The 24,398-nt window shown below is 64.3% G+C and carries 21 protein-coding genes and 2 pseudogenes; 6 read left to right on the plus strand and 17 right to left on the minus strand.

All coding sequences use genetic code 11. The features are described 5' to 3' along the window. Window positions 1-292 precede the first annotated feature (292 nt). Window positions 293-598 (minus strand): annotated as a pseudogene (locus tag EDE12_RS22290) (IS1595 family transposase); the annotation flags it as partial. A gap of 199 nt (window positions 599-797) precedes the next feature. Here EDE12_RS22290 and EDE12_RS16160 point away from each other — a divergent pair. After that, the gene (locus EDE12_RS16160; RefSeq protein ID WP_036291380.1) at window positions 798-1,163 is read left to right on the plus strand and encodes a DUF6481 family protein; all 366 of its coding nucleotides are present in this window, start codon (window positions 798-800) and stop codon (window positions 1,161-1,163) included. Between the two features lie 226 nt (window positions 1,164-1,389). Here the strand turns inward: EDE12_RS16160 and EDE12_RS16165 are convergent. Next, a protein-coding gene (locus EDE12_RS16165; protein WP_245275847.1) for an IS6 family transposase occupies window positions 1,390-2,101 on the minus strand; the annotation gives its coding sequence in 2 pieces (ribosomal slippage) (window positions 1,390-1,807 and window positions 1,806-2,101; 714 coding nt in all). A 170-nt stretch (window positions 2,102-2,271) separates the two neighbouring features. Between EDE12_RS16165 and EDE12_RS16170 the strand changes: the two are divergent. Beyond that, a pseudogene (locus EDE12_RS16170) lies at window positions 2,272-2,487 on the plus strand (DDE-type integrase/transposase/recombinase); the annotation flags it as partial. 388 nt (window positions 2,488-2,875) lie between these two features. On the opposite strand, the gene EDE12_RS22295 reads toward EDE12_RS16170, so the two are convergent. Continuing rightward, a complete protein-coding gene (locus EDE12_RS22295; protein WP_036292138.1) occupies window positions 2,876-3,148 on the minus strand; it encodes a hypothetical protein in 273 nt (90 codons plus the stop codon). Between the two features lie 415 nt (window positions 3,149-3,563). Here EDE12_RS22295 and EDE12_RS16180 point away from each other — a divergent pair, with 415 nt between their 5' ends. Further along, on the plus strand, window positions 3,564-3,818 hold the full coding sequence (locus EDE12_RS16180; protein ID WP_026600102.1) for a methyltransferase domain-containing protein: 255 nt from the start codon (window positions 3,564-3,566) through the stop codon (window positions 3,816-3,818). Between the two features lie 82 nt (window positions 3,819-3,900). Here the strand turns inward: EDE12_RS16180 and EDE12_RS16185 are convergent, their stop codons facing one another. The 9 genes from EDE12_RS16185 to EDE12_RS16220 all read right to left on the minus strand — a co-directional run bounded on the left by EDE12_RS16185 (window position 3,901) and on the right by EDE12_RS16220 (window position 14,055). Continuing rightward, complete coding sequence (locus EDE12_RS16185; RefSeq protein WP_051592635.1) at window positions 3,901-6,054, minus strand: TonB-dependent siderophore receptor; 2,154 nt, start codon at window positions 6,052-6,054, stop codon at window positions 3,901-3,903. Further along, the gene (locus EDE12_RS21905; protein WP_166671872.1) at window positions 6,041-6,553 is read right to left on the minus strand and encodes an STN domain-containing protein; all 513 of its coding nucleotides are present in this window, start codon (window positions 6,551-6,553) and stop codon (window positions 6,041-6,043) included. The genes EDE12_RS16185 and EDE12_RS21905 overlap by 14 nt, the downstream gene beginning before the upstream one ends. A 108-nt stretch (window positions 6,554-6,661) precedes the next feature. Further along, window positions 6,662-7,618, minus strand: a complete 957-nt coding sequence (locus EDE12_RS16190) for a FecR domain-containing protein (protein ID WP_051592636.1) — start codon at window positions 7,616-7,618, stop codon at window positions 6,662-6,664. A 94-nt stretch (window positions 7,619-7,712) separates the two neighbouring features. Further along, window positions 7,713-8,213 carry an RNA polymerase sigma factor gene (locus EDE12_RS16195; RefSeq protein WP_026600104.1) on the minus strand — a complete coding sequence of 167 codons (501 nt, stop codon included), beginning with the start codon at window positions 8,211-8,213 and terminating at the stop codon, window positions 7,713-7,715. A gap of 128 nt (window positions 8,214-8,341) precedes the next feature. After that, on the minus strand, window positions 8,342-8,713 hold the full coding sequence (locus EDE12_RS16200) for a hypothetical protein (protein ID WP_026600105.1): 372 nt from the start codon (window positions 8,711-8,713) through the stop codon (window positions 8,342-8,344). Window positions 8,714-9,056: 343 nt separating this feature from the next. After that, window positions 9,057-9,371: a hypothetical protein gene (locus tag EDE12_RS16205; RefSeq protein WP_026600106.1), complete on the minus strand. Its 315-nt coding sequence runs from the start codon at window positions 9,369-9,371 to the stop codon at window positions 9,057-9,059. A gap of 107 nt (window positions 9,372-9,478) precedes the next feature. Next, window positions 9,479-9,868 (minus strand): VOC family protein, encoded by a 390-nt coding sequence (locus EDE12_RS16210; RefSeq protein ID WP_245275848.1) that lies wholly within the window; start codon window positions 9,866-9,868, stop codon window positions 9,479-9,481. 73 nt (window positions 9,869-9,941) lie between these two features. After that, entirely contained in the window at window positions 9,942-12,035 is a 2,094-nt protein-coding gene (locus EDE12_RS16215; protein ID WP_051592637.1) for a sensor domain-containing diguanylate cyclase, read from the minus strand. 163 nt (window positions 12,036-12,198) lie between these two features. Then, entirely contained in the window at window positions 12,199-14,055 is a 1,857-nt protein-coding gene (locus tag EDE12_RS16220; RefSeq protein ID WP_245267221.1) for an EAL domain-containing protein, read from the minus strand. A gap of 492 nt (window positions 14,056-14,547) precedes the next feature. Here EDE12_RS16220 and EDE12_RS16225 point away from each other — a divergent pair, with 492 nt between their 5' ends. Next, a complete protein-coding gene (locus tag EDE12_RS16225; RefSeq protein ID WP_024878617.1) occupies window positions 14,548-15,057 on the plus strand; it encodes a hypothetical protein in 510 nt (169 codons plus the stop codon). A 21-nt stretch (window positions 15,058-15,078) separates the two neighbouring features. Here EDE12_RS16225 and EDE12_RS16230 read toward each other — a convergent pair whose 3' ends face one another. Next, complete coding sequence (locus EDE12_RS16230; protein ID WP_026600108.1) at window positions 15,079-15,462, minus strand: cell division protein ZapA; 384 nt, start codon at window positions 15,460-15,462, stop codon at window positions 15,079-15,081. 18 nt (window positions 15,463-15,480) lie between these two features. Further along, window positions 15,481-15,774 carry a DUF4164 family protein gene (locus tag EDE12_RS16235; protein ID WP_024878619.1) on the minus strand — a complete coding sequence of 98 codons (294 nt, stop codon included), beginning with the start codon at window positions 15,772-15,774 and terminating at the stop codon, window positions 15,481-15,483. 266 nt (window positions 15,775-16,040) lie between these two features. Here EDE12_RS16235 and gap point away from each other — a divergent pair, with 266 nt between their 5' ends. Both gap and EDE12_RS16245 read left to right on the plus strand, forming a co-directional pair. Further along, window positions 16,041-17,048: a type I glyceraldehyde-3-phosphate dehydrogenase gene (gene gap, locus EDE12_RS16240; RefSeq protein ID WP_026600109.1), complete on the plus strand. Its 1,008-nt coding sequence runs from the start codon at window positions 16,041-16,043 to the stop codon at window positions 17,046-17,048. A 33-nt stretch (window positions 17,049-17,081) separates the two neighbouring features. Beyond that, window positions 17,082-18,275 carry a phosphoglycerate kinase gene (locus EDE12_RS16245; protein ID WP_026600110.1) on the plus strand — a complete coding sequence of 398 codons (1,194 nt, stop codon included), beginning with the start codon at window positions 17,082-17,084 and terminating at the stop codon, window positions 18,273-18,275. Between the two features lie 97 nt (window positions 18,276-18,372). Here EDE12_RS16245 and EDE12_RS16250 read toward each other — a convergent pair whose 3' ends face one another. From EDE12_RS16250 to EDE12_RS16260, 3 genes are read right to left on the minus strand one after another with little or no spacing between them, the layout of a single operon-like run. After that, window positions 18,373-21,057, minus strand: a complete 2,685-nt coding sequence (locus tag EDE12_RS16250) for a nitrate reductase (RefSeq protein WP_026600111.1) — start codon at window positions 21,055-21,057, stop codon at window positions 18,373-18,375. Then, window positions 21,057-22,649 carry a sulfite reductase subunit alpha gene (locus EDE12_RS16255; protein WP_026600112.1) on the minus strand — a complete coding sequence of 531 codons (1,593 nt, stop codon included), beginning with the start codon at window positions 22,647-22,649 and terminating at the stop codon, window positions 21,057-21,059. The genes EDE12_RS16250 and EDE12_RS16255 overlap by 1 nt, the downstream gene beginning before the upstream one ends. Continuing rightward, window positions 22,646-24,397 (minus strand): NirA family protein, encoded by a 1,752-nt coding sequence (locus tag EDE12_RS16260; protein WP_026600113.1) that lies wholly within the window; start codon window positions 24,395-24,397, stop codon window positions 22,646-22,648. The genes EDE12_RS16255 and EDE12_RS16260 overlap by 4 nt, the downstream gene beginning before the upstream one ends. Between the last annotated feature and the right edge of the window lies 1 nt (window position 24,398).

Consider the following 24,398-nt stretch of genomic DNA (forward strand, 5'->3'; position numbering starts at 1 on the left):
GCTCCGGCGTCGTCGCTTCGCTCAACGCAGGCGTCGACTTGCTGCTGGTTTCGTATGACGGTCGCCAATACTATCCGCTGATGGAATGCGTGCTCGCCGCCGATGCCAAAGGCCAAATCGATCGCCAGATGCTGGTTGTCAGCGAGGCCCGACTTCGCACGCGCCGGAATTGATCGTCCTCGCGAATCATGACCGATGACGCGCGAGCGGCGGATCTGCGACGGCGCAACACTGCTGATTGTTCTGACGCAAGCGCTTCATGAGGTACAACCACCGGCGCGCCCGAGTAGCCTCGCCGATTGAAGCGATATTCGAATTCGGCGACGTAGCGCGGGACATGTTTCTCCCCGACGGCTCGATAGGTTCCGACGATCGCCGCCTTGATATTGCCGAGGGCGGTGTTGACCCATTTGAAGGCTGGGGTTTTCGCGGCCTTCGCTCCCGGCCCGGTGACGATCGCGGTGTGCGTGCAACCGACGTCCATCGCGGCAGCGAAACAGTTCAGCCCGTCGGAGACGATATCCGCGCCGCTCTCGAGCGTCGCGCCGGCGAGCTTGCGCAACTCCGCCTTGCTGAACGCTTTCACGCTTTGCATCGTCGCCGATCGACTACTTCGGGGAAATCGAAGCTCGGGCGCAGGAAGGTCACGGCGGAGGCTTTTCTATCGGTCGGGCTCACCACAGTGCAGGCCCGCTCCAGTCCGCGCTACGCGTTCGGCTACATTTTGTCCTGGGAGCGCGATGCCTTAAGTGTCTCGAACGTAGTGGAGCAATCTAGGTCAGCGAGGACGTGAAAGTATGGCCCTGTTCAAGAATTCTGATTTTGGTGAGCGTCGAAACGCCGCCGAGGCGGCGAAAAAAGCCAAGCTGGAAAAATTCCGTGCCTTGACGGCCCAGATCAACGAGGGCGCAGCCGAACGGCTGACGGACCGGCAGGCGATCATCGCTGCGCGCGAGGCGCGAGCCGAAGAACGCGAAGCCGCCCGCCTCGCCGCCGAAGCCCGCGCGGCGGAAGACCGAGCCGCGCGCGAAACTGCTCTGAAGGCCGAGCAGGCGGAACGCGACGCGAGAGCCGCCGAACAGGCGGAGCGCGACGCTGCTTCTGCGGCCGAACGCAAGGCGGCGAGAGACGCACGCTATGCCGCCCGAAAGGCCCGCAAATAGCGACGACCGTCGCCTAACCGGCGATCGGCGTCGCAAATGGTCGAGATCCTGTCGTGTCCGGTACAAGCTGGACACGCGGATCGCATAGATCGGCGAGGAGGATTTCTGCGCGGGCGTCATCGTCGCGGCCGAACTGCCCGTCGCGCAAATGAGCTCACACCGCAGATGGGTTGCGGTGCAATTTTTGTCGATAGCTACGCGATGGGGTCCTTGCAGTTCGTTCGGATCAGGCCGCGAGCACCGCACCCCAGATTTCGGGCGCAGTTGTCCCGGCGGCTCTAAATCTGCTCGGAGCGAATTGATTCTTCCTGATGCGATGCATGAGTTCGACGCCGGCGATCGTGATCGCCGCATGTCGGAATCGCTTGAACCCGAGCATCGGCCCCAAACGAAGCTTGATGGATCGGTGATCCTGTTCGATCAGATTTTTCAGGTATTTCGATGATCGAATTCGTGTCCTTGCGCCACCTCGATGCTGTGCGAGAAGTTCGCGCGCCGCCCGATGTGACGCCTGATATCCGTCGAGCGTGATTTTGCGCGGCGGCCGTCCGTCGCTCGCGAACGCACGACGGAAAAACGCTTTGGCGGCGGCGACATCTCGCTTCGCGCGCAGCAAAAAATCCACGGTCTTTCCCCCTTGTCGAGGCGCGGTAGAGATAGACCCACCGCCCCTTGATTTTGACGTAGGTCTCATCGACGCGCCACGATCCGCCAGCCCGGCGCGCGAAACGGTTCCACCGCTTTTCGAACTCCGGAACGTAGCGCTGAACCCAGCGCATGATGGTCGTATGGGCCAACAACAAACCGCGCTCCGCCATCATTTCCACGAGATCTCGGAAGCTGAGCTTGTATCGCAGATACCAGCGCACGCAGAGAACGATGTTTTCGCGGTCGAAAGGCGTCCTTTGAAAAGATCGTCCACGCTCAGCATCGTCCATAACTCCAGAGTTCGGTTCCGCCCTCCGAAGGATTATGTCCCGCTAACGCCGTTTGCACCAGAACCGCGCGCGGATCGTCACGCTCCGTTTCGCCTCACCGCTCATCGAACCGGACCTGCGGGTTTCCCTCCTAGGATCACGAAATCGATCACGAGAAGCATGAGGCGGACATCGAGATCCGCCGCATCAAATACCTCAATAATATTGTCGAACAGGACCATAGAGCGGTGAAGCGAGTGACGCGGCCGATGCTGGGTTTCAAATCCTTTCGATCTGCTGCCGCGGCACTCTCGGGGATAGAACTCATGCATGTGATCCGAAAGAACCAGTTGCAGACCAGTGGCAAATTGCGTGCAGCGCAGCAGTTCTATGCCCTCGCAGTGTGAGCCGCACGTGTCGCTCCCGTAGACAAAATTTGCGACGCAACCTCCGAGCTTCAGACGCGAATCTTTGCGCGTCATCTCGGAGCCGCCCGGCCGAAAGGCCCCGCATCGCGAGCTCGCGCTTCATGGTCATCCGCCATGGGCCCCTCTGCTTTACGCCAAGCATAGCGCGGGAGATCGGGGCGAGGCGAGCTGCCGTCAAAGGCACCGAAATTCAAACTGATACTCCACCAAAATTCGCGACAGCACCCTGCCAGGCGGCGTGCTGCCGCGCGTCAAACAAGGTGAGAGTCTTCTCATCCAGATTGCCGCTCCGTAGCGGCCGCATCCAATCCCATGCAAACGGCCCGTCGGCCGAGCCGACGGCCCCAATTTTTCGCTCGCATCGCCGTCAAAAATATCGGGTATGATGACGAGCGCGGCCCCGATGACGCCAGCCGCGGGGACGCGGCGCCGTGACTGCTCCAATTATAGCGCCGCCCGCCGCTCCCACGGCGGCGCCCGCCAAAGTCGGGCCCGCGAGACCTCCCGAGGCGAGCGCGCCGATTCCCGCACCTCCGAGGCCGCCGATGATCGCGCCGCCCGCAGCGCGTTCGCCGGGCGTGTAGCAGCCCGCGAGCGGCAGCGCGCCCGCCAGCGCGACGATGAGAACTAGCCGTTTCATGGAGAATCGCTCCGTTACGAGACCGATCATTCATACTCCTTTCCGACCTGCGAGAGGCTCAGCGTATCGCATGACACGCCGCGTCCATGCGCGAGACGCGATCCTGCGGCGGGAAATGCGCCGATTGCGTGGAGGTGGACGCCCAACTTGGCCGCCTCGAAGACTTTTTGAAGAGGTGTGTCCCGACTGCAACAAGCGAAGTGTATGCTGGGAACCGCTGGGAACGTCCCGTCGAATGAATCGAACATAGCGACTTGCGTAACGGTGGAGATGAATTAATCGCCGATGGGGTTCGATGTGAATCGGCTCGACGCTTTGACCCCTAATCAGCAAGAGTTCACAAAACCAAGACGTTGATTGTTCCTGTATATTCTTGTGGCCTCCACGCCGATTGGGGATCAACGCACCGCGCCGAATGACAGTCGGCTTCGCGCTCTGCTTCGCCGTCGCTCACGAGGTGGCGGATCCGGATCGTTTTTTCCGCGAGATCGCGGGCGCGCTCGAGAGCGGCGGCCTGCTGCTTCTCGCCGAGCCCGATGGTCATGCGAGTTGTCGTCGCTTCGGCGCGCTTCGTGAAGCGGCGCTCGCTTGCGGTCTGGAGCAGGTCGTGAGCCCGTCCATCGACGGAAGCCAGGTGGCGCTGCTGCGAAGGACAAAAAACTTGTCCTGACTTTTCGGATTCGGCGAAGCCGTTTCCGGCCTCGCTCGATCTGGAGAGGCTCGAAGGCGCGCAGCCTTCGAGCCTCGAGCGATCAGAACTCCACCCGGAGCGAGCCGAGCACATTGCGCGGCGTTCCCGGCGTCATCGAATATCGATTGGTGAAGCTCGTCGCGCCATAGAAGTAGGTTTCATTGGTAATGTTGTTGACATTGATCTGCGCGGTCACATGCGTCGAGCCGATCGCGAAGCGATAGCCGAGCATGGCGTTGAGGATCGTATAGGCGGGCATTTGGAAAGAATTGGCCGGATCGCCCTGCGCCGCGCCGACGCGCTGCACGCCGGCGCCGGCGGAAAGGCCTGCGAGCGCGCCATCGGCGTCATATTTGATCCAGACCGCGCCCATATTGTCCGGCACGCCCGGCAGGCGATGGCCGGCCACCGGCGCTTCCTTGGACAAATCGAGCGGATCGGCGGGATTGAAGGCCTCGCCTTTCGTCACGCGCGCTTCCGTATGCGCATAATTGGCGATGATGCTCCAATTGTCGTCGACGCGCCCGGTGATGTCCATTTCGACGCCCTTGCTCTCGGCGTCGAGAAGATCATAGACGCCGCTCGGCGCGACGACGCTCTTTTGAGCGACATTGGTCTTTTTGATATCGTAATAGGCGAAGGTGGCGGAGAGGCGCTTGTCGAAGAACTCCGCCTTCACGCCGCCTTCCCATTGCGTGGCCTTCTGCGGTCCGAGCGGCGCGAGCGTCACCGAATTGAGGCCGTTGTTGAGGCTGAAGGACTCCGTGTAATTGCCGTAGAAGGAGAGCCAGGGCAGCGGCTGCACGACGAGGCCGATGCGCGGGCTGAAAGCGTGATCGGTGATGCGCACCGCCTTGAAATTCGCGAGATCGAGCGCATTGTTGATAAGCGAGCTCGACGAGAATTGCGTGCTGCTCGTCGCCGAGGCGAAATCATAGCGCCCGCCGAGCAGCAGATGGATCTTGTCGTCATAGAAGGAAATCAGGTCTTGGGCGTAGATGCCCTGCCATTCCTGCTTCTTGATGAGCGCGAAGCCGGCGCTCGGACTTAATTGGCCCCATAGGCCCGTTCCCGCATAATAGGGATTATAGATGTTGAACAGCGGCAGGCTGGACCAGAACGGCTGAGACTTGAAGATATAGTATGCGTTGTTGGCCGATGACGAACTCAGATGATCGGTTCCGAACATCGTCTCGTGATGCAGGAAGCCCGTGTCGAACTTGCCTTTGAGATCGAGGCTGCCGGAGATCGACCGCAGCACATTGTGTCCGACGATAACGGAGTTGTACCCATCGCCGACAGCGGACGCGCCCGCGCAGCCCGTCGGATAGGGAGGATTGTACATGCAGTTCAAGAATTCGCCGGTCGCCAGGTAGCGCGAATTGGCGTAAGCGAATCGATTCACGATCGTCCATTGCTCGTCGAGCTTATATTCCCAGTCGAAGCCGACGAAGCGGCGGATATAATGATCCGGATTATTGACCGTCGTAGTCGGATCCTCGAGATAGCGGCTGATCGGAATATTGGCCGGCCGATTTCCGATCGCCGGAAAATTGGCGGCGTTGTCGACGCCGATCGAGTCTTGATATTCGAGATCGAGATTGAATTTGAACCGCGTGTCGGGCCGATAGGTGATCGTTCCGGAGCCGAAGCCGTCCTGATTGGTGACGTAATCGACGAAAGATCCGCTGTGCAGAAACTGGCCGTTCAGGCGGTAGAGCCAGGTTTTATCGGCGGTCAGCGGACCCGTCGCGTCGACCGTCGTGCGCGTCAGTCCGTAGGAGCCGATTTTTTCCTCCACTGAATAATAAGGCGTCTCGAGTGGCCGCTTGATGATCATATCGAGGAAGCCGCCCGGCTCGACGCGTCCATAGAGCACCGCGCCCGGACCTTTGACCACTTCCATCGATTGCACGTTCGAGGTGTTCGGATTGATGACGAAGGGCTGCATCAGGCCGTTGCGATAAGTCTGCGACATGCCATAGCCGGAGACCGAAGTCGTGGTGAAGCCGCGGATCGTCAGCGTCTGCCAATAGGAGATGCCGCCCGGCGCCGGCGCGACGCTGCTCACATTGCCGATGATGGCGTCCTGCACGCTGATCGCCTGCTGATCGTCCATGGTCTGGCGCGTCACCGCCTGGACGGCGACCGGCGTCTTCAACAAAGGCGCGTCGAGCTTGGTCGCTCCGACCATGTCGGCCTTATAGCCGGTCATGCGATCGCCGGCGCCTTCGGCGCCTGGGCGGACCGTTCCCGACGCGCGCGCCCTGCGGACGCGATTCGGCGCCGATTTCGATCGGCGGCAGCGATTCGAGACCCGGGTTTGCGTCGTTGCGCACGCCATTGTCGGCCTGCGCCAGGACGATCGAGATGGACTTGCGACGTGGATCGATCTCATAGGAGAGGCCGGTGCCGGCCAGCAGCTCGTCCAGCGCCGACTCGAGCGTGCGCTTGCCGGCCACGCCACGCGTGCGCGCATGGCGGGTGAGCGCCGCGTCGTAGATCAGCTGCATGCCGCTCTCGTCGGCGAGACGATTCAGCGCGTCCGCGATGGGGCCGGCCGGGATCTCGAAAGACTGCGGCGCGATATTCGCGCGGGCCACGGGAGCATTGATGGCGAACGCGGTCGGACCGGCGATGATGAGGCCGATGGCGGTGGCGGTCGTCGCTCTGCTCCTGCGGCCCGTGACCATCTTCGTACCCCTGCGCGCCATTTCGGCCTCCTTCTTCGGCAGCGTGGCTCTCTCGGCCCGCCCCCAAGACGCAGAGAATGGAAAAACAGGAGTCCCGGCGGCTAAGTTTTTCGCACTGTGACTTTTATGTCACGAGCGCAGCAGGATCAGATAATCGGTCAGCCACGTCGATTTCAGCCCAAGTGATTTTTCGATGGCGCGAAGTGCCTCGAGCGGCCGATCGGTGTGGAACACGCCGGTCACGCGGCGATCCTTGATCGCCCGGCTCGTCACGAGGACAAATCCGCGATGATAGCGGCCGAGCGCGGCGATGACGTCGCCGAGCGGCTTGTCCTTGAAATAGAGCCGCCCGCGCCGCCAGGCGGTGACGCGCTCGGGATCGACGTCATAGGGCTCGACGGCGGCCAGGCCCGGCCCGAAAGCGGTCTGGCGTCCGACCTCCAACCGCAGCGGCGCGCCGGCGCCCGTGACCTCGACGGCGTGCTCGGTGACGGTCACCTCGGTGCGGGTTCTGTCGGTCGCAATGTCGAAAGCGGTGCCGCGCGCGGCGACCTCCGCGCCCGCGGCCTCGACGACGAACGGCCGGCTCGGATCGGGCTCGACCTCGAACCAGGCCTCGCCGGACAAGAGCGACAGGCGACGACGGTCTCCGCCATAGTCCAGAGCCAACGCCGTATCGGCATTCATATGCGCGCGCGACCCGTCCGGCAGCGTCACGGTGCGCAACTCGCCCGTCGCGGTGTGGAAATCGGCCCGCCACATCAGCCAGAGCGAGTCGTAGCTGAGCGCCAGAGCGAGACAGGCGGCGGCGAGGGCCACGGTCGGGCGGACCCGTCGTTGCCAGGACGCGGGCGCGCTGGCCGCCACATAGGCGGCCGCCAGCAGCGCCTTGGGCGCGCGTTCCCACGCGCCCCAGAGGTCGCAGGCCTCCTCGAAGGCGGCCTCATTGCGCTGGTCGCTCGCGAGCCAGGCTCGAAACGCCCGCAGTTCCGAGGCGGACAAAGCACCAGCGTCGAGCCGCACCCACCATTGCGCGGCGCGTTCGTAGCGCTCGGCGTCGTCCTTGTCGATCTGGCGTCGGGTCATCGAGAGAACGCGCTCTAGTCTGCCCGGCGAGAGGGCGGGGCGGTCCGAACATAAGACGCCCGAGGCGCCGAAAAAAGGAGGTCGCGCCCCGTGCTCAATCGAGGGCTCCCCGCAAATGACGGAAAGCGGCCCGCAGGTGCTTTTCCACCATATTTCGAGAGATGCCCAGGCGGCGCGCGATTTCCTCCTGGTGGAGATCCTCGAAGCGGCGCATCACGAACACTTGGCGGCAGCGCGGCGGCAGCGCCTCGAGGGCCTCGGCGAAGCGCTTGATGGCTTGCTCCGCCTCGAGCCGCGCGCCCGGCGACAGTCCGCCGACGATGAGATCGTCGACCTCGAGCCCGCGCACCAGAAAGCGGCTTTCGAGAATCGCTCGGCGCACGTGATCGCGCGCGAGATTCGCTGCGATGGAGTGAAGCAGCGAGGAGATTTCGCGGACTTCCTCGCGCTCGGAATAGTGGAGGGCCCGCAGCATTGCCTCTTGGGCAAGGTCCGGCGCGACATCCGCGCCGACGCGGCGAGTCAGAAAACGAAGCAGATCACGCGAATGGCGCGTCAGCGCCTCGCGGAGCGTGTCGGAACGCTGCCTGGCCATCGAAAAGCTCGAAAAATGCGCCGTCGCGCGAGGCCTGGCCGAGAGACCAGCGCATTGCTAAGGCGTGGGATCCGAAAAAGGGCGCGCAGAGAGGCGAGGACGAGCGAGGGGCGCCGAGGGCGCGTCGCTCACGCCTGACACGGCGGCGCTTGCGAGGACCAGGAACTCATCCATCCCGGCGGCGGCAGCGCCAGACGGGCGCGCCGCGGCGCCGGCGCATCCTGCGTGCTCGCGCGCCACGGCGCATTGAACCTGAGGAACTCCGCTCCCCTAATAGCGGCGCAGATCGAGCAGAAGCGATGCCCGATCTTTGCAGCGGCGTTCGCGGCAGGCCCGTCCACAGCGGTCTTCGCGCAGAGGCGCTGGAACGCCGGGCCGTCTGCGCTCATATGGCCGATCCCTGCCGCCGACACGGCGAAGGACTGAAGAAAAAGGATTACGGCAACGAGCGCGATCAGTCCGCGAGGGCAGAAACAAAAACGTGCGTCGGACACCGCCATGGCGCGAAGCATAATCCAAGGTCGCCCGCTGTTAATCCGATCGGCTATGACGCTCAGGGCTCCGAATTCGAATCTGCCGCGGTCAACAGATCGCAAAAGGCGTGATTCTCTGTTGGCGGAGCGATGCTGGAGCGGCCCCACGAGCCTCGCCTTCGTGTTCGAAGAGAAGTCGCGTCTGAAGGCGCTGCTCGCCTTCGACCGAGGGCATCCGATCGCTCGTGAAATCACCGATCGTCACCGCGAACGTCCGCGATGTTCAGAAAACGGTCTCTCGGGTCGTGCAGGTCGAACGGCCGCTTCTGGCGCGACTTGCTCGTTCGGGACGGCGAACCAGGACCGGGAACTAAACGGTTGCGTCATCATCGTCTCGGATGACGCCGCCGACTACGTCCTGGACCTTCCTAAGAACCGACAGGACGATTGCATCGTCGTAGAAGTGTCGACCGCTGATATCAGCCTGGACGTTCGACCCGCGCTTGGGCGGCTCGTCTGATAGCTCGCTTTCTTTGTTGCCAGGACCGACGCTGAAGTAGGCAATCGCGTCCCCGCCTTCATGCAGAAGCGTCCAAGTGCCATCCCCGGATCGGTCGAGGTAACGGTCAAGTTCGGTCGAGGCGTCCGTTGCGTTTGATACACCGTATAGGATGTAGCTTTTCATTTTTTGATCTTAGCGGGATGATCCGGTTTACTCAAATCGCTTCGCTAACAGGCATGGGCGAATTTGGGACTGTTGGGTAAACGTCTGCTTCTGGCGCATCGCAGCCATCACCCCGCCCCCACGCCAATCGCCTGCCCGAACAAAATGCGATGCCCGTCGATCGTCGTGACGACGATCTCGCGCATTCCATAGGGGCGATCGGCCGGCGGGGTGCAGAGCGCGCCGCGGGCGGCGATCTCGGCGTGGAGCGCGTCGATGTCGTCAACGTTCACGTAGCCGAACAGATTGTGGGAGCCGAGCGCGGCGGGCGGCGCGTCGGTGGGGCAATGGCCCAGCATCACGCGGACATTGTCGCGCTGGACCAGGCGCCAATCCGTGGCCTCCGCCCAGAGCAGCTCGAAGCCGAGCACGTCGCGAAAATAGCCGGCGCTGGCGTCGAGATCGGGAACGGCGAGCACAAAGGCCCATGTGGAGAGCTTCGGGGGCAAAAAAGTCACCTCAATGAAATCACCTGTATGAAATCGGCTGCGTGCTTGCGCGTCCCTATGATGGCGGCGCGGTCCGCGAAATTCAAATCGAGAAATTATTCGCCGGCCCCTGCGTCTCCGAGTAGATGCGATATTGGTTTCTGCCATTCTCCTTGGCGAGATAGAGCGCGCGGTCGGCGCGCGCCAGCATGGGGTCCGGTCCTTCCAGAGCGGAGGCGAAGAGAGCGACGCCGACGCTCACCGTGGCGCGCAGCTCGCCGCCCGGCAGCAGATAGGGCTCCGCCGAGAGCGCGCAAATCTTCGCCGCCATGACGGAAGCGCTGGCCGCGTCGCGCGATCTCGATTGCAATATCGCGAATTCGTCGCCGCCGAGCCGCGCCACGACGTCGCCGGCGCGGCAATGGCTCTTCAGCCGCGCGGCGAGCGCCTCCAGCAGCGCGTCGCCGCTGGCGTGGCCCAGCCGGTCGTTGACGTCCTTGAAATGATCGACGTCGATATAGAGCAGCGAGAAGGGCGCGCCGCCGGCTTCGGCGTCGGCGAAGGCGCGGCGTAGCGCGTCGATGAAGCTGCGGCGATTGGCGAGGCCGGTGAGAGCGTCCGTTTGCGCGAGAATAGCGATCTGATCGGCGACCTCCTTGCGCTCGGTCACGTCGAGCGCGACGCCTTCGATCAGCTGCGAGCGGCCGGCCCGGTCGCGTGCGGCGTAGCGCGCGTCGAGCCAGCGATAGCCGCCGTCGCGCCGCCGAAAACGGAACTCCACCATGCCGCCGCGCCGCCCGTCCGCGGCCGCCCGCGCCAGTGAGGCGCCGACCTTGTCGAGATCGTCGGGGTGAACGCAATCGGCGAGGCTGCGCGCCGGATCGGTCAGCTCCCAGGGATCGTAGCCGAACAGCGCGATGTTGTGGGACACATAGACGAGGCGCGGCGTTTTCGCGTCCATGCGCAGGCGGAACAGCAGAGTCGGGCTGCGCTCCACCACCTCATTGGCGTCGCGGAGCCGATCGACATAGCGCTGCCGCGCCAGCGAGCCGCCGATGAGATCGCCGAGTATGCGCAGCGCGTCGATCTCGGCGGCCTTCCACATGCGCACGCTGTGGCAATCCTCCACCTCCACCCAGCCCCAGGGGGCGTCATCGACGACGATGGGCGCGAAGAGCGCCGATCGCACGCCGGCGCGCTCGAGAAAGCTCTTGGCGGGGCCGGGCTCGAGCGCGCGCGTCGCCGCCGTCACCGGCCGGCGCTCGGCGAGAGCGGCGAGCAGAGGGCCAGAGAGAAAGGCGCGCGTCTTGTCGGCCGCGAAAAACGAGGCGTCCAGCGCCACCGGAGAGTCCGCGCGCTGCCAGAAATGCAGCAGGGACGGGGGCTCTTCCGGCGCCGTGGCGGATTCGAAGACGAGAATGCGATCGGCGCCGATCGCCGCGCCGACGGATTCGAGCAGATCGGGAATTGCGACGGCGCTGGGGGCGGTGGTGGTGAGCTCGGTCGCCGCGGTGGAGACGGCGTGCAGCAGAGCGTTGCGCTGATGCAGCGCCGCCGACAGCGCCTCCTGCTGCAGCCGGCGCCGCGACACCGACACCAGCCAGCCATTGGCGCGCAGGCCGAGAATGACGAGCACGGCGGTGAAGGCCGAGAGCAGCGCCCCCATCGCGAGGGCGGTCGACTCCCCGCGCGCAAAGAGCCCGACGATGGAGGGCAGCACATCCGGCGCGATATAGCCGAACATGGCGGGCAGATAGGCGGAATTGGTGAGCACGGCGCCCGCCGCCATGCCGCCGGCGGCGAAAAGCGCGAAGGCGTGATAGCCGGGGTCCGGCGTCAGCCACAGGACCGATGAGGCCGCTCCCCAGAGGCAGCCGGTCAGCGTCGAGCCGAGCGTCCACAGCGCGAGAAAGCGCCGCACCGCCTCTGCGCTGGGCTGCGTGGCGCGAAAGTGGCGCGCATGGACGATGCGCGCGACGACCAGGATCAGAAAGGCGAGAAGCCAGGCGGCGATTTGCGCGTGCGAGTAGAAGTCCCGAAAAATGCTAGCGACGATTGCGGCATTGGCGGCGTTGAAGACCAGCACCGATTGTCCGGTGGCGAGCATTTGCGCCTGATCCGCCCGGATCGAGGCGTCGAGCTCCTCGGGATCGATCTCCTGCTCCTCGGAACGCGAGTCGCGCTCATACCGACACATAGCTCGACCCTCGACGCGTCTCTGATATTGGAGGCGCGATTTGTTTCCAAAATGTCCCGATCGCGGTACGAAGATATTTCTCCGCTGGAAGAATCTAGCGCGCTGCGGTCCCGAGCGAAGTCCACGCGAGGGCTCGAAAGGACGCGGATGGCGCGAATGATGTTCAGGTGAGCGAGACGGGCGGGCGGGTGCGGCCGGCCGGCTCGGCGCCGTCGACGAATGCGCGGAGCGGTTGCGGCGCGCTGATGACATAGCCCTGAATCTCGTCGCAACCGAGCTGGCGCAGAATGCGCAGCTGCGCATCGGTCTCGACGCCTTCGGCTGTCGCCATTAAGCCGAGCTCATGGGCGAGAGAGACGATCGATCGCACGATCGTCGCCGCGCGCGGATCGGCTTGCGCCTGCTGCGTCAGCGAGCGGCCGACCTTGACGCGATCGACCGGCAGAGCGTGGAGATGCGCGAGGGCGGCGCCGCCGCCGCCGAAATCATCGAGCGCGATGGAGACGCCGAGCGTGTGGATCGCGGTGAGGCAGCGCAGAATATCCGCATTGTCGGCGAGGCGGACCGAGCTGGCGATCTCGATCTCCAGACGGCTCGGATCCATGCCGGAGGCGGCGAGCGCCTCGGCGACGTCGCGCGAGAAGCCGGTCTTCTCCAATTGCGTCTGGGTGACATTGACGCTGATGCGCGCGTCGGGCGGCAGAGCGGCGGCGCTGGCGCAGGCCTCGTTCAATATCCAGGCGCCGATCTCGTAGAGCAGGCCGGCCTTGGTGGCGACGGGGAGGAAATCCTCCGGCGTCCGCAGGCCGTCGCGCGGGTGCCGCCAGCGCAGCAGCGCCTCATAGCCGCAGACGCGCGTGACGCCGAGCGCGACGATGGGCTGGAAATGGAGCTCGAACTCGCCGGCGGCGACCGCCTGACGCAAATCCTGCCAAATGCGACGATTGGCGGCGATGCGCGACTCTATGTCGGGATCGAAGAAGCGGAAATGGGCGCGGCCGCTGGATTTGGCTTCGTACAAGGCGAAATCCGCCTTGCGCATCAGCGTCCGCAGATCGAGCCCGTCCTCCGGCGCGCGGGCGATGCCGACGCTGACGCCGACCGTCGCCATCGCCTCCTCGAGATCGAAAGGGGCGGCCATCGCCTCCATCAATCGCATCGCGAAGCCGCCGACATCGGCGAGCGAGCCGGCGTGCGATTGCACCACGGCGAATTCATCGCCGCCGATGCGGGCGACGATATCGGCCTTGCCGACGATGGAGGAGATGCGCTCGGCCACCGACCGCAGCAGAATATCGCCGGCCCTATGCCCCAGCGTGTCGTTGATCTCCTTGAAATTATCGAGGTCGATGCAGTGGATCGCGGCGCCGAACCCATTGGCCACCGCGGCGGCGATGACGCTCTCGCCCTGCTGCTCCATGGAGGCGCGGTTGGCGACGCCGGTGATGGCGTCGAAATAGGCGAGCCGCCGGATACGCTCCTTGCGCTCCTCCTGCTCGAGCGCGATGGCGCAGAGATGCACGCAGGTCTCGACGATCGTGCGCTCGAGCGGGCTCGCGCCGCGGCAGGTGCGATAATAAAAGGCGAAAGTGCCGATGACGCGATCGTCCGAGGCGCGAATGGGAGAGGACCAGCAGGCGCGCAGGCCGAGCGGAGCGGTCTGGGCTCGAAAAGCCGTCCAGCGCGGATCATTCGCCATGTCCGTGACCTCGACGGGCTCGCCGAAATAGGCGGCCGCGCCGCAGGAGCCGACGTCCGGCCCGATGCGAAGGCCGTCGAGCGAGTCGGAATAATGCGACGGCAGGCTCGGACCGGCCAGCGGATGCAGACGACCTTCGCGATCGACGGTGAGGACGGAGCACACGGCCTGCGGCGCGAGCTGCTCGGCGCGGAGGCACAGCTCGGCCATCGTCTCGCGCAGCGGCTTGCCGCGCGCCAGACGCTCGAGCACCTCGTGCTGAAGCGCTCGGAGACCCTGCATCGTGCGGTTCGAGCAGTCATCACAGTCGAGTTCGAGCATTGGCCTCGCCTTTGAAGACAATCTTATCTTTTTCCGCGTATCTCGACCGTGTCGATAAGAATTAAAAATCAACCGCCTTTGTAGGCGACGAGACGATGATTCTCCATCGGTGCAAATAATGCGCCCGCGCGGCCCTGTCGATCATGGGAGCCGAGCATGGGCTTCAGCAAAACCTATTATCGCATGCCCGCCGGCTGTTGTGTAGGGCAGAGCTGGAGCGCAATATATCGACGCTAGATCAATATGATCGTTGGCGCACAACCGGCTCCGCCAGCGCTTCCGCGAAAAAAGGTCGCGGGCGAGCCGACCCCCCGCATTTAGGATGTGGCGGGCTCGAGGGTGGCGAGGCCTAGGAGGAAGGCGACAAGGAGGACGGAGCGACTTGCCTTGGTCACGTCATTGGCCCAGTCTTGCGCAGCCGCGGGCGGCGGCGCGCCGAAAAAAGCAGGCGCGCTGTCATGACGCAACGACCCGCCGGCATGGGAGAGAAATATGTCGAAATTCGCCACACTGGCTCTGGCCGTTCTGATCTCGGCGCCCTTCGCGGCCGCTCCGGCGCGTGCGGTGGAGATCAGCCCCTTCTTTCCGCTGCCCAATTCCTTCGACGTCAAGGGGCCGATCAAGGATGGCGTGCTCGCGCAGCAGATCTCTTGGCTGGAGGACGGCATCGCCGCCATCGAGAAGGCGCGCGCCGGGGCCGCGCCGGACAAGCTCGCCGAGCTCGACGCGCAGCTCGCCGCGGCGGTCAAGGAGCGCGACATTTTGAAGAGCGACGAGACCGGCCGCGACGCCGAGCTGGCGCGCAAGAATCTGGTCGTCAGCAACATCAACCGCTGGATCAATGGCCTCGCCCGCAAGGCGACCGAGCAGCTCAAGATCGCCATTCTCAAGGATGGCGCGGAACGCGACGCGGCCGAGCGCCGGCATATTCAGCTGTCGCAGCAGGCCGACGATCTCGAGAAGGTCAAGCACGAGCCGGCCTTCGAGGCCTGGGGCCGCTGAAGCGCCCGTCTCGCGTCGGGCTCAGAGCATAGGGGGCGCCTCTGCGCCCCCGTGCTGAAGGTCTCGCGAGAGACGCTCGACCCGCGTCGTCGCATCCTCGAGCGCGACGGCGAGCTTATCGACCAGAGCGGCTTCGGCCTCTTTCGCTGCAGCCGCATTCTCGCGCAGCGTCGCCAGCTCCGCCTGCAGGGACTCGAGCTTGCGCGTCGCGATCGACGCCTCATCGGCGAGGGTGAGCGCCGCCATCACGGTGATGCGCTGCTCGCCAATGTCGCCGAAACCCTCGCGCAGGGACAAAATCTTGTTCTCGACGAGCTTCGCAAGCTCGTCGAGATGGCCTTCCTCGCCATCCTCGCAGGCCATGCGATAGGTCCGGCCCGCGATCGTCACCACCACATGCGCCATTCGCCGCCTCTGAGTAGACTAGGTCTGTGTCCGGTCCTCGTCGCCGAGCACGGCGATAATGCCGAGGCTCGTGCGGTCGAGACGCGTCAGCACCTCGTCGCGCGCCTTCTCCAGCGCGCTGTTTTGGGCGAGGGCGGCGTCGAGCTCGAGGCCGAGACGGCTGCGGTCGTCCTGCATGACGGCGAGCTCCTCCTCGAGATCCGCGTGCGACAGCTCGACCTCTATGCGGCGCGCGACAGTCTCCTCCAGCCGCTCCAGCGCGGCGGAGAGCCGTTGCAGCGCGTCATCGAGCCTGTGTGGCACTTGCGTCATATGGAAACCGGACCGATCGCGATTAGATTCGCACGTACGAATCGTTAACGCCTAGCAGCAATCGCGTAAACCCCAATCCGAGCCGCGGCTCCGCCGCAGAGCGACCGGCGACCGCGTTGACAGGGGGGCGCGACCTGTTATCAAGCCGCTCATTCGAGCGGGCGTTCGCCGTCAGAAAATGCGGCAAAATGGGCAAAGCCCCGATTTTGGGCGGTTCAGAGGCCGCCCGGCCCCGCCCGAGCGAGCAGATGAGAAGGAGCACCGCTATGGCCGTGAGAGTGGCGATCAATGGGTTCGGACGCATCGGACGCAATATTCTTCGCTACATCGTCGAGACCGGCCGCACCGACCTCGAGGTGGTGACGATCAACGATCTCGGCTCTGTCGAGACCAACGCCCATCTCCTGCGCTATGATTCCGTGCATGGCCGCTTCCCGCGCGAGGTGAAGGTCGAAGGCGATTCGATCGACCTGGGCTATGGGCCGATCAAGGCCACGGCGATCAAGAATCCCGCCGAGCTGCCGTATAAGGCGCTCGGAATCGACATTGCGCTCGAATGCACGGGCCTTTTCACCGCGCGCGACAAGGCGAAGGCGCTGCTCGACGCGGGCGCCCGGCGCGTGCTGGTCTCCGCGCCCTCCGAAGGCGCCGACATCACCGTCGTCTATGGCGTCAATCAGGACAAGATCACGAAGGACGATCTCGTGATCTCCAACGCCTCCTGCACCACAAATTGCCTCGCGCCCGTCGCCAAGGTGCTGAATGACGCCATCGGCATAGAGCGCGGCTTCATGACGACGATCCACTCCTACACGGGCGATCAGCCGACGCTGGACACGTATCACAAGGACCTCTACCGCGCCCGCGCCGCCGCTCTGTCCATGATCCCCACTTCCACCGGCGCGGCGAAGGCCGTGGGCCTCGTGCTGCCGGAGCTGAAAGGCAAGCTCGACGGCGCCGCCATTCGCGTGCCGACGCCCAATGTCTCGGCTGTCGATCTCAAATTCGTCCCCAAGCGCAAGACGAGCGTGGAAGAGATCAACGCCGCCATCATCGCCGCCGCCGACGGCCCGCTGAAGGGCATTCTGGGTTACACCGACGACAAGAATGTCTCGGTCGATTTCAACCATGATCCGCGTTCATCCGTGTTTCATCTCGATCAGACCAAGGTGATCGAGGGCGAGCTGGTGCGCATCCTGTCCTGGTACGACAATGAATGGGGCTTCTCCGGCCGCATGACGGATGTCGCCGCGACGATCGCCAAGCTCATCTGACGCGATTTTTTCCTCATCCACCGGGACACGATCATGCCGTCTTTCAAAACGCTCGATTCCGCCGATCTCGACGGCAAGCGCGTCCTGTTGCGCGTCGATCTCAATGTGCCGACCGAGAATGGCGTCGTCACCGACAAGACGCGCATAGAGCGCGTTCTGCCGACGATCGAGGATATTTCGAAAAAGGGCGGCAAGGTCATCCTTCTCGCCCATTTCGGCCGACCCAAGGGCGAGCGCAAGGAAGAGGATTCGCTGAGAGCCGTCGTTCCCGCGATAGAGGAGACGGCCAAGCGCAAAATCGCCTTCGCCGATGATTGCGTCGGCGATGTCGCCGGCGCGGCGATCGCGCAGCTGAAGAATGGCGACATTCTGCTGCTCGAGAACACGCGCTTCCACAAGGGCGAGGAGAAGAACGATCCCGCCTTCGCGGCGGAGCTCGCCAAGCTCGGCGATATCTATGTGAACGACGCGTTCTCCGCCGCGCATCGCGCCCATGCCTCGACCGAAGGGCTGGCGCATCTTCTGCCGGCCTACGCCGGCCGCACCATGCAGGCTGAGCTGCAGGCGCTCACCGAGGCGCTGGAACATCCCGCGCGTCCCGTAATGGCGATCGTCGGCGGCGCGAAAATCTCCACCAAGCTCGATCTGCTCGGCAATCTCATCCGCAAGGTCGATATTCTCGTCATCGGCGGCGGCATGGCCAATACTTTCCTCGCCGCGAAGGGCGAGCCGGTCGGCAAATCGCTGTGCGAGCATGATCTGCTCGAGAAAGCGCGCGCCATTCTCGCCGATGCGCAATCGTCCAATTGCGAGATCGTGCTGCCGATCGACGCCACTGTCGCGCAGAAATTCGAGGCGCATGCGCCCTCGCATATCGTCGCGATCGAGCATGTCGGCGAGAGCGACATGATTCTCGACGTCGGGCCGAAGAGCATCGCCCATATAGAGAGCCTGCTCGCCAAGGCGAAGACGCTGGTGTGGAACGGCCCGCTCGGCGCCTTCGAGCTGCCGCCCTTCGACGAAGGCACCAACGCGATCGCGCAGACGGCTGCGCGGCTGACGGTGGAGGGAAAGCTGCTCTCCGTCGCCGGCGGCGGCGACACTGTGGCCGCGCTCAATCAGGCTCATGTGGCGCAGGAGTTCAGCTATCTCTCGACCGCTGGCGGCGCTTTCCTCGAATGGCTCGAGGGCAAGGAGCTTCCCGGCGTCGCGGCGCTGACGAAATAACGACCCAGCCCGTCATTGCGAGCGAAGCGAAGCAATCCAGAGCCGTGGAGCGGCCTCTGGATTGCGTCGTCGCTATGCTCCTCGCAATGACGGGGCGTCACTCCTCGCAACAGGCGCGCGCCGCGGCGATGGCGCGCTTCAGCTCTGGAATGCAGGAGCCGCAATTCGTGCCGGCGCGCAGCGTCTCGCCGATCGCGGCGACGCTGCGCGCCCCATTCGCGATTGCCGCGTCGATCGCCGCGGCGCCGACGCCGAAGCAGGCGCAGACGATCGGACCATCCTCCGCCGCGCCATCGGGCGAGCGCCCCGACAGAAGCGCCTTGCGCTGCTCTGTGCTGAGCTGCTCCTTCTCGAACAGCGCCGCCGCCGTGTCGAAGGCGCTTTGCGCATCCTCTCTTCCAACGAAGAGGCAGAAATCGACGCGCTGCTCGCGAAAGCGCGCGGCGCGATAAATTCCGCGCGCCGCATCCTGATATTCGGCGGTATCGCCGCCATCGCCGAGCGACGCCGCATAGTCGAGCCACAAAGGTAGCGCCGAATCCGAGGCGAAGAGCAGAGCATGGCCGCCCGCTATGGCGACCTTGGCGCCGAGCGCAGCGATCGGCGGCCGCAGCGGCGCGCGCGAGAGCAGGAAACCGCGCGATTTGAATGCGACGGCATCTATGCGCGCTGGCGTCGCCTTCGCTGCCGGCTGTCCCGAATGCGGATCGGTGATCGCGGCGACGAGCGCGCCCACACGCGCGAAAGACGCCGTTTCATCGCTCCAATGAATCGGCGCGAATAATTGCCCGCGCTTCTGACGATCGGTGATGGCGACAGCGAGAATGCATTCGCCATGGCGGGTCGAAACGCGCGCAAAGTCGCCATCGATGAGGCCGAGCGGCGCAGCGTCGGCCGGATGAATCTCGACGAAGGGACAAGGCGAATGCCGCGCGAGACGCGGGCTTTTGCCGGTGCGCGTCATCGTGTGCCATTGGTCGCGAATGCGCCCCGTGTTGAGGCGGAAGGGAAAGGCCGCTGTTGTCGCGGCCTTCAACGACGGCGGCTCCGGCGCGGTGAAGCGCGCCTTGCCATTGGCGGTGAAATAGCCGCCCTCGCCGAAAAAGCGTTCGCGCCCATTCGTCTCGCCGGCGCGGATCGGCCATAGCGTCGGATGCAACGCGTCATAGGCCTCGTCCGAGAGCGTCGCCAGCCCGCCTATGTCGAAGCTGCGCGCGCCGTCATTCTCGAAAGCGGAGAGCGCCGCATGCTCGCGAAACACATCCGCCGCGGATTGAAAATGGAAGGCGTCGCCGAAGCCCATGCGCGTCGCGACGTCGCTGACGATCCGCCAATCCGGCTGCGCCTCGCCGGGCGATGGCAGAAAGGCGCGCTGACGTGAGATGCGCCGTTCCGAATTCGTGACCGTGCCGGATTTTTCGCCCCAGGCTTGCGCCGGCAGCAGCACATGCGCGCCGGCGCTTATCGTGTCGTTCGACAGAACATTGTCCGAGACGACGAAGAAATCGAGCTTCGCCAGCGCCGCGCGCGCATCATCGGCTTGCGGCAGCGAGACGGCGGGATTGGTTCCCATCACCCACAGCGCCTTTATCTCGCCGCGCGCTATGGCCTCGAACATTTGCACGGCCTTGAAGCCCTCATGCGTCGCAATGCGCGGCGCATTCCAGAAGCGCCGCACGCGATCGACCTCGGCGCTGGAAAAACCCATATGCGCGGCGAGCTGATTGGCGAGGCCGCCGACCTCGCGTCCGCCCATGGCGTTGGGCTGGCCGGTGAGCGAAAAAGGCGCAGCGCCGGGCGCGCCGATGCGGCCCGTCGCGAGATGACAATGAACGATGGCGTCGACCTTGTCGGTCCCCTGCGCCGATTGATTGACGCCCTGCGAGAACGCAGTGACGGTCTTCGCAGTCGCAACGAAGAGATCGAAAAAGGCCGCGACATCGACCTCGCGCAAGCCGGCCACGGCGGCGGTCGCGGCTATGGTCGGCGCGATTTCACGCGCGGCGTCGAGCGCTTGCGTGAAGCCCTCGGTATGACGCGTGATGTAATCGTCGCAGGTCGCGCCATTGGCGACGAGATGCACGAGAAGGCCGCAGAAGAGCGCGACATCGCCGCCGGGCGCGATGGGCAGAAAGAGATCGGCCTCTTCCGCCGTCGCCGTGCGGCGCGGATCGATGACGACGATCTTCGCGCCGCGCTCCTGCTTGTTGCGCAACATGCGTTGAAACAGAATCGGATGACACCAGGCCGCATTGGAGCCGACGAGCACGATGAGATCGGCGCAGTCGAGATCCTCATAACATCCCGGCACGACATCGGCGCCCAAGGCGCGCTTATGTCCCGCCACTGTCGAGGCCATGCACAGCCGCGAATTGGTGTCGACATTGGGCGAGCCGATGAAGCCTTTGATCAGCTTGTTCGCCGCGTAATAATCCTCCGTGAGCAATTGGCCGGAGAGATAGAATGCGACCGCCTGCGGCCCATGCGTATCGATGATGCGCGCAAAGCCCTGCGCGACATGATCCAGAGCCTCGTCCCATGTCGTGCGTCGCAGCGTCTCGCCGGCGCGCAGCATAGGATGCAGCAGACGTCCGTCGAGCGACAGCGTCTCATGCAGGGCGGAGCCTTTGGAGCACAGCCGTCCGTGATTGGCCGGATGATCGGGATCGCCGGCGACAGCCGCGCCGCCGCATCCATCCGGCGTCGCCAGCACGCCGCAGCCGACGCCGCAATAAGGACAAATGGTCGCGACAGAGGCGCTGCGTGGATCGACCCGCTGCATCAATAGACATCCTGTCGGTAGCGGCCGCTCTTCTTCAATTCGGCGACGAAGGCGACCGCCTCGTCCGTGGCGCGCGCGCCATATTGCGCGACGATATCGACGAGCGCGCGCTCGACATCCTTGGCCATGCGCTTGGCGTCCCCGCAGACATAGATATGCGCGCCTTCGGCGAGCCAGGCGAAGAGATCGCGTCCGACTTCGCGCATGCGGTCCTGCACATAGAATTTCTCGGAGCCGTCGCGCGACCAGGCGAGCGAGAGGCGCGTGAGCAGGCCGGATGATTTCATCGCATTCAATTCATCCGCGTAGAAGAAATCGCAATCGCTGCGCTGATGACCGAAGAACAGCCAATTGCGCCCGCGCGCGCCGATCGCCTCCCGCTCTTGCAGAAAAGCGCGAAACGGTGCCACGCCCGTGCCGGGGCCGATCATGATGACCGGCGCATTCGGATCATCCGGAAGCGAGAAGCCATGCGCCGCCTGCACATAGACTTTCAACGGTGCGTCTTTCTCGATGCGCTCAGCGAGAAAAGTGGAGGCGACGCCTTTGCGCAAGCGCTTGCCGATCTTGTAGCGCAACGCGTCGACAGTGAGCGACACGCGCCCCGTCGTCGCCTTAGGCGAGGAGGATATGGAATAGAGCCGCGGTTGCAGAGGCTCCAGCGCCTCGACGAAAGCTTCCGCATGCGGCCGCACGCCCGGAAACTTCATCAGCGCCGCCAGCACGTCGAGATCGGCGGCGTCATTGTCTCTATCTTCTCCCTGCGCCAGCGCGCGCGCCTTTGCGCGCGTCTCGCCCCCGGTGAGGAAGGAGATCAGCTCGAAGAGCCGATCGGGCGCAGGCGAAAGCGCGCAATCGTCGCGCAGCGCTTCACGCAGGCTCTTGCCCTTTACCGGCGCGAGCGGCGAGGCGCCGATCATGGCGATGATCTGATCGACGAGGCCGAGATCATTCTGCGCAAAGACGCCGAGCGAATCGCCGACATTGTAATCGATCCCGCTCTTCGAAAGATCGAGCTCGATATGCCAGCTTTCCTTTTCCGAGGCTGGCTTGTTCAGCCTTCGACGCGACAGAAATATCGCCTCGACCGGATTGTCGCGTGAGCGACCCCGCGCCGATGTGGAATGCGAGCTGGGCGGCGCCGCCGGCTCTATCTCGGTGGATGGTGCAGCGTCACGCTCTTGCGCGAGCGTCTTCAACATGCGCGCGGTGTCCTTGCCGCCGGGCGCGCAGAGATTGAGCCGCTCCTCCTTGCGGGCGAACAGCGCTTCCGCATAATTTTGGCAATCATAGCCACATTGGCCGCAGTCCTGCTGCGCCATTGCAGCCATCATCCGCCGTCGCAGCGGACGATCTTGCGCGAGCGTCATGCGCTCCTGCAATTGCAATGTCGGATCATGCCAAGGCGCGGCGCCGTCATCCGCATTGCCGGCGATGGCGGCATTTTCCGCCGGCGACAAAGCGACGACGCCGGCGTCGTCCATCGACATCAGCCCGGCAAAAAAGCCGTTGAGCCAGGCGCGCTGCTCTTCAGAGAATGGAGCCGAAGGCGGAATGAGATCGAGACGTTGCGGCTGCGTGATCTTGGTCATTGCTCCGCCTCCGCGATCAAGCGCCGTAAAGCCTCAATGTCATGGCGTCGCGTGAAGGCGGCGAAGCTCTCTTCGCCCTTCGCGCGATGCGCGAGATAGGCGCGCAACAGGCTCTCGATCTTGCGCGGCGCATCTGCCGCTGCGACATTTTCGAGCAGCTCGCGGCCGATCGCGCCCTCCGCGCCGAAGCCGCCGCCGACGACCATATTATAGCCTTCGACCGTATCGCCTTCCTCATTGATAGGGACGCGCGCACCGACGAGGCCGATGTCGCCGATATAATGTTGCGCGCAGGAGTGACGGCAGCCGGTCAAATGTATGTTGATCGGCGTGTCGATCTCTATTCTCTCCTCGCAATGCGTGGCGATCTCGTCCGCGTGCCTTTTGGTGTCGGAGGCGGCGAAGCGGCAGCCGGCATTGCCCGTGCAGGCGACGAGACCGACGCGGAGCGGCGATGCCTTCGTCGAAAGACCGAGCGCTTCGATCCGCGCGAGCGCCTCTTCGACCCGCGCGTCGGCAATTCCAGAAATGAGCAGGTTTTGCCAGACCGTGAGCCTTATGTCGCCATCTCCGAGCTCGCGCGCGATCGTCGCGAGACCGCGCGTCTCGTCGCTCGACAGACGGCCGAGCTTCAATGCGACGCCGATCCAGCTTTTCTGCGCGTCACTCTGCGCATGCACGCCGATATGCGCGAGCCTGTCGAAGCCGGGCCGCGGCGCGATCGCGTCTTGCGGCGCGCGCAGCAGGGGACGGCCGAGCTTATCCTCGACGAGCGTCAGGAATCGATCGAAGCCCAATTGATCGAGCACATATTTCAATCGCGCCCGCGCGCGATTGGTGCGGTCGCCTGTCTCGATGAAGACGCACAATATGGCGTCGGCGATCTCGATGGCTTCGTCCGGCGCAACGATCACGCCCGTGTCGCGCGCGAGATCCTTATGGCCGGTAATTCCGCCGAGCGCGAGACGGAAATAGACGCCCGGCGCGATTCCATGCTCATCGCGAATCTCGACCGCCTGAAAAGCGACGTCATTGGTATCCTCGAGCACGGCGATGCGGCCGCCGCCATCGAAAGCGATGTTGAATTTGCGCGGCAGGCCGAAGAGCGAGCGGTCATTGAGAATGTGAAAATGCAGCGCGCGCGCGAAGGGGCGCGTGTCGATGAGCTCCTGCGGATCGATTCCAGCGGTCGGCGTTCCGGTGATGTTGCGAATATTGTCTGCGCCGGAGCCGCGCGTCCACAGGCCGAGGCTCTGCACGCCTTCGATCATGGCGACGGCGCTCTTGGGCTCTATCTCGCGAATTTGTAGATTGGCGCGCGTCGTCACATGCAGATAGCCGCCGCCATGGCTGTCGGCGAGATCGGCGAGGCCGTCGAATTGCCAATGGGTGAGCACGCCGTTGGGGATACGCAGGCGGCACATATAGGAAGATTGCGTCGGCGCGACATAGAATAGCCCATAATAGCGCCAGCGAAAATTATCGGCGGGTTTCGGCGGCTCATTGCGCTTGGCCTGCGCGACGAGTCGCGCATAGGCGTCGAAAGGATGCTCCTCGCGCTTGATTTTCTCTTGCTCATTGAGCGCGCCGCCACTCGCGACGGCGCGATCCTGCGCCGCGAAATGAATGGCGTCGGGGCCGGTCGGCTTTTCCTTGGTCGGCGTGGCGTGTTGCGCGCGCGAGGCCTGGAAGCCGGAGGCGAAGCCTTCGAGATAGCGCTTTTGTTCCGCTGTGAAATCGCCGGCCATG

Source organism: Methylosinus sp. sav-2 (assembly GCF_004366495.1).
Taxonomy (GTDB): Bacteria; Pseudomonadota; Alphaproteobacteria; order Rhizobiales; family Beijerinckiaceae; genus Methylosinus.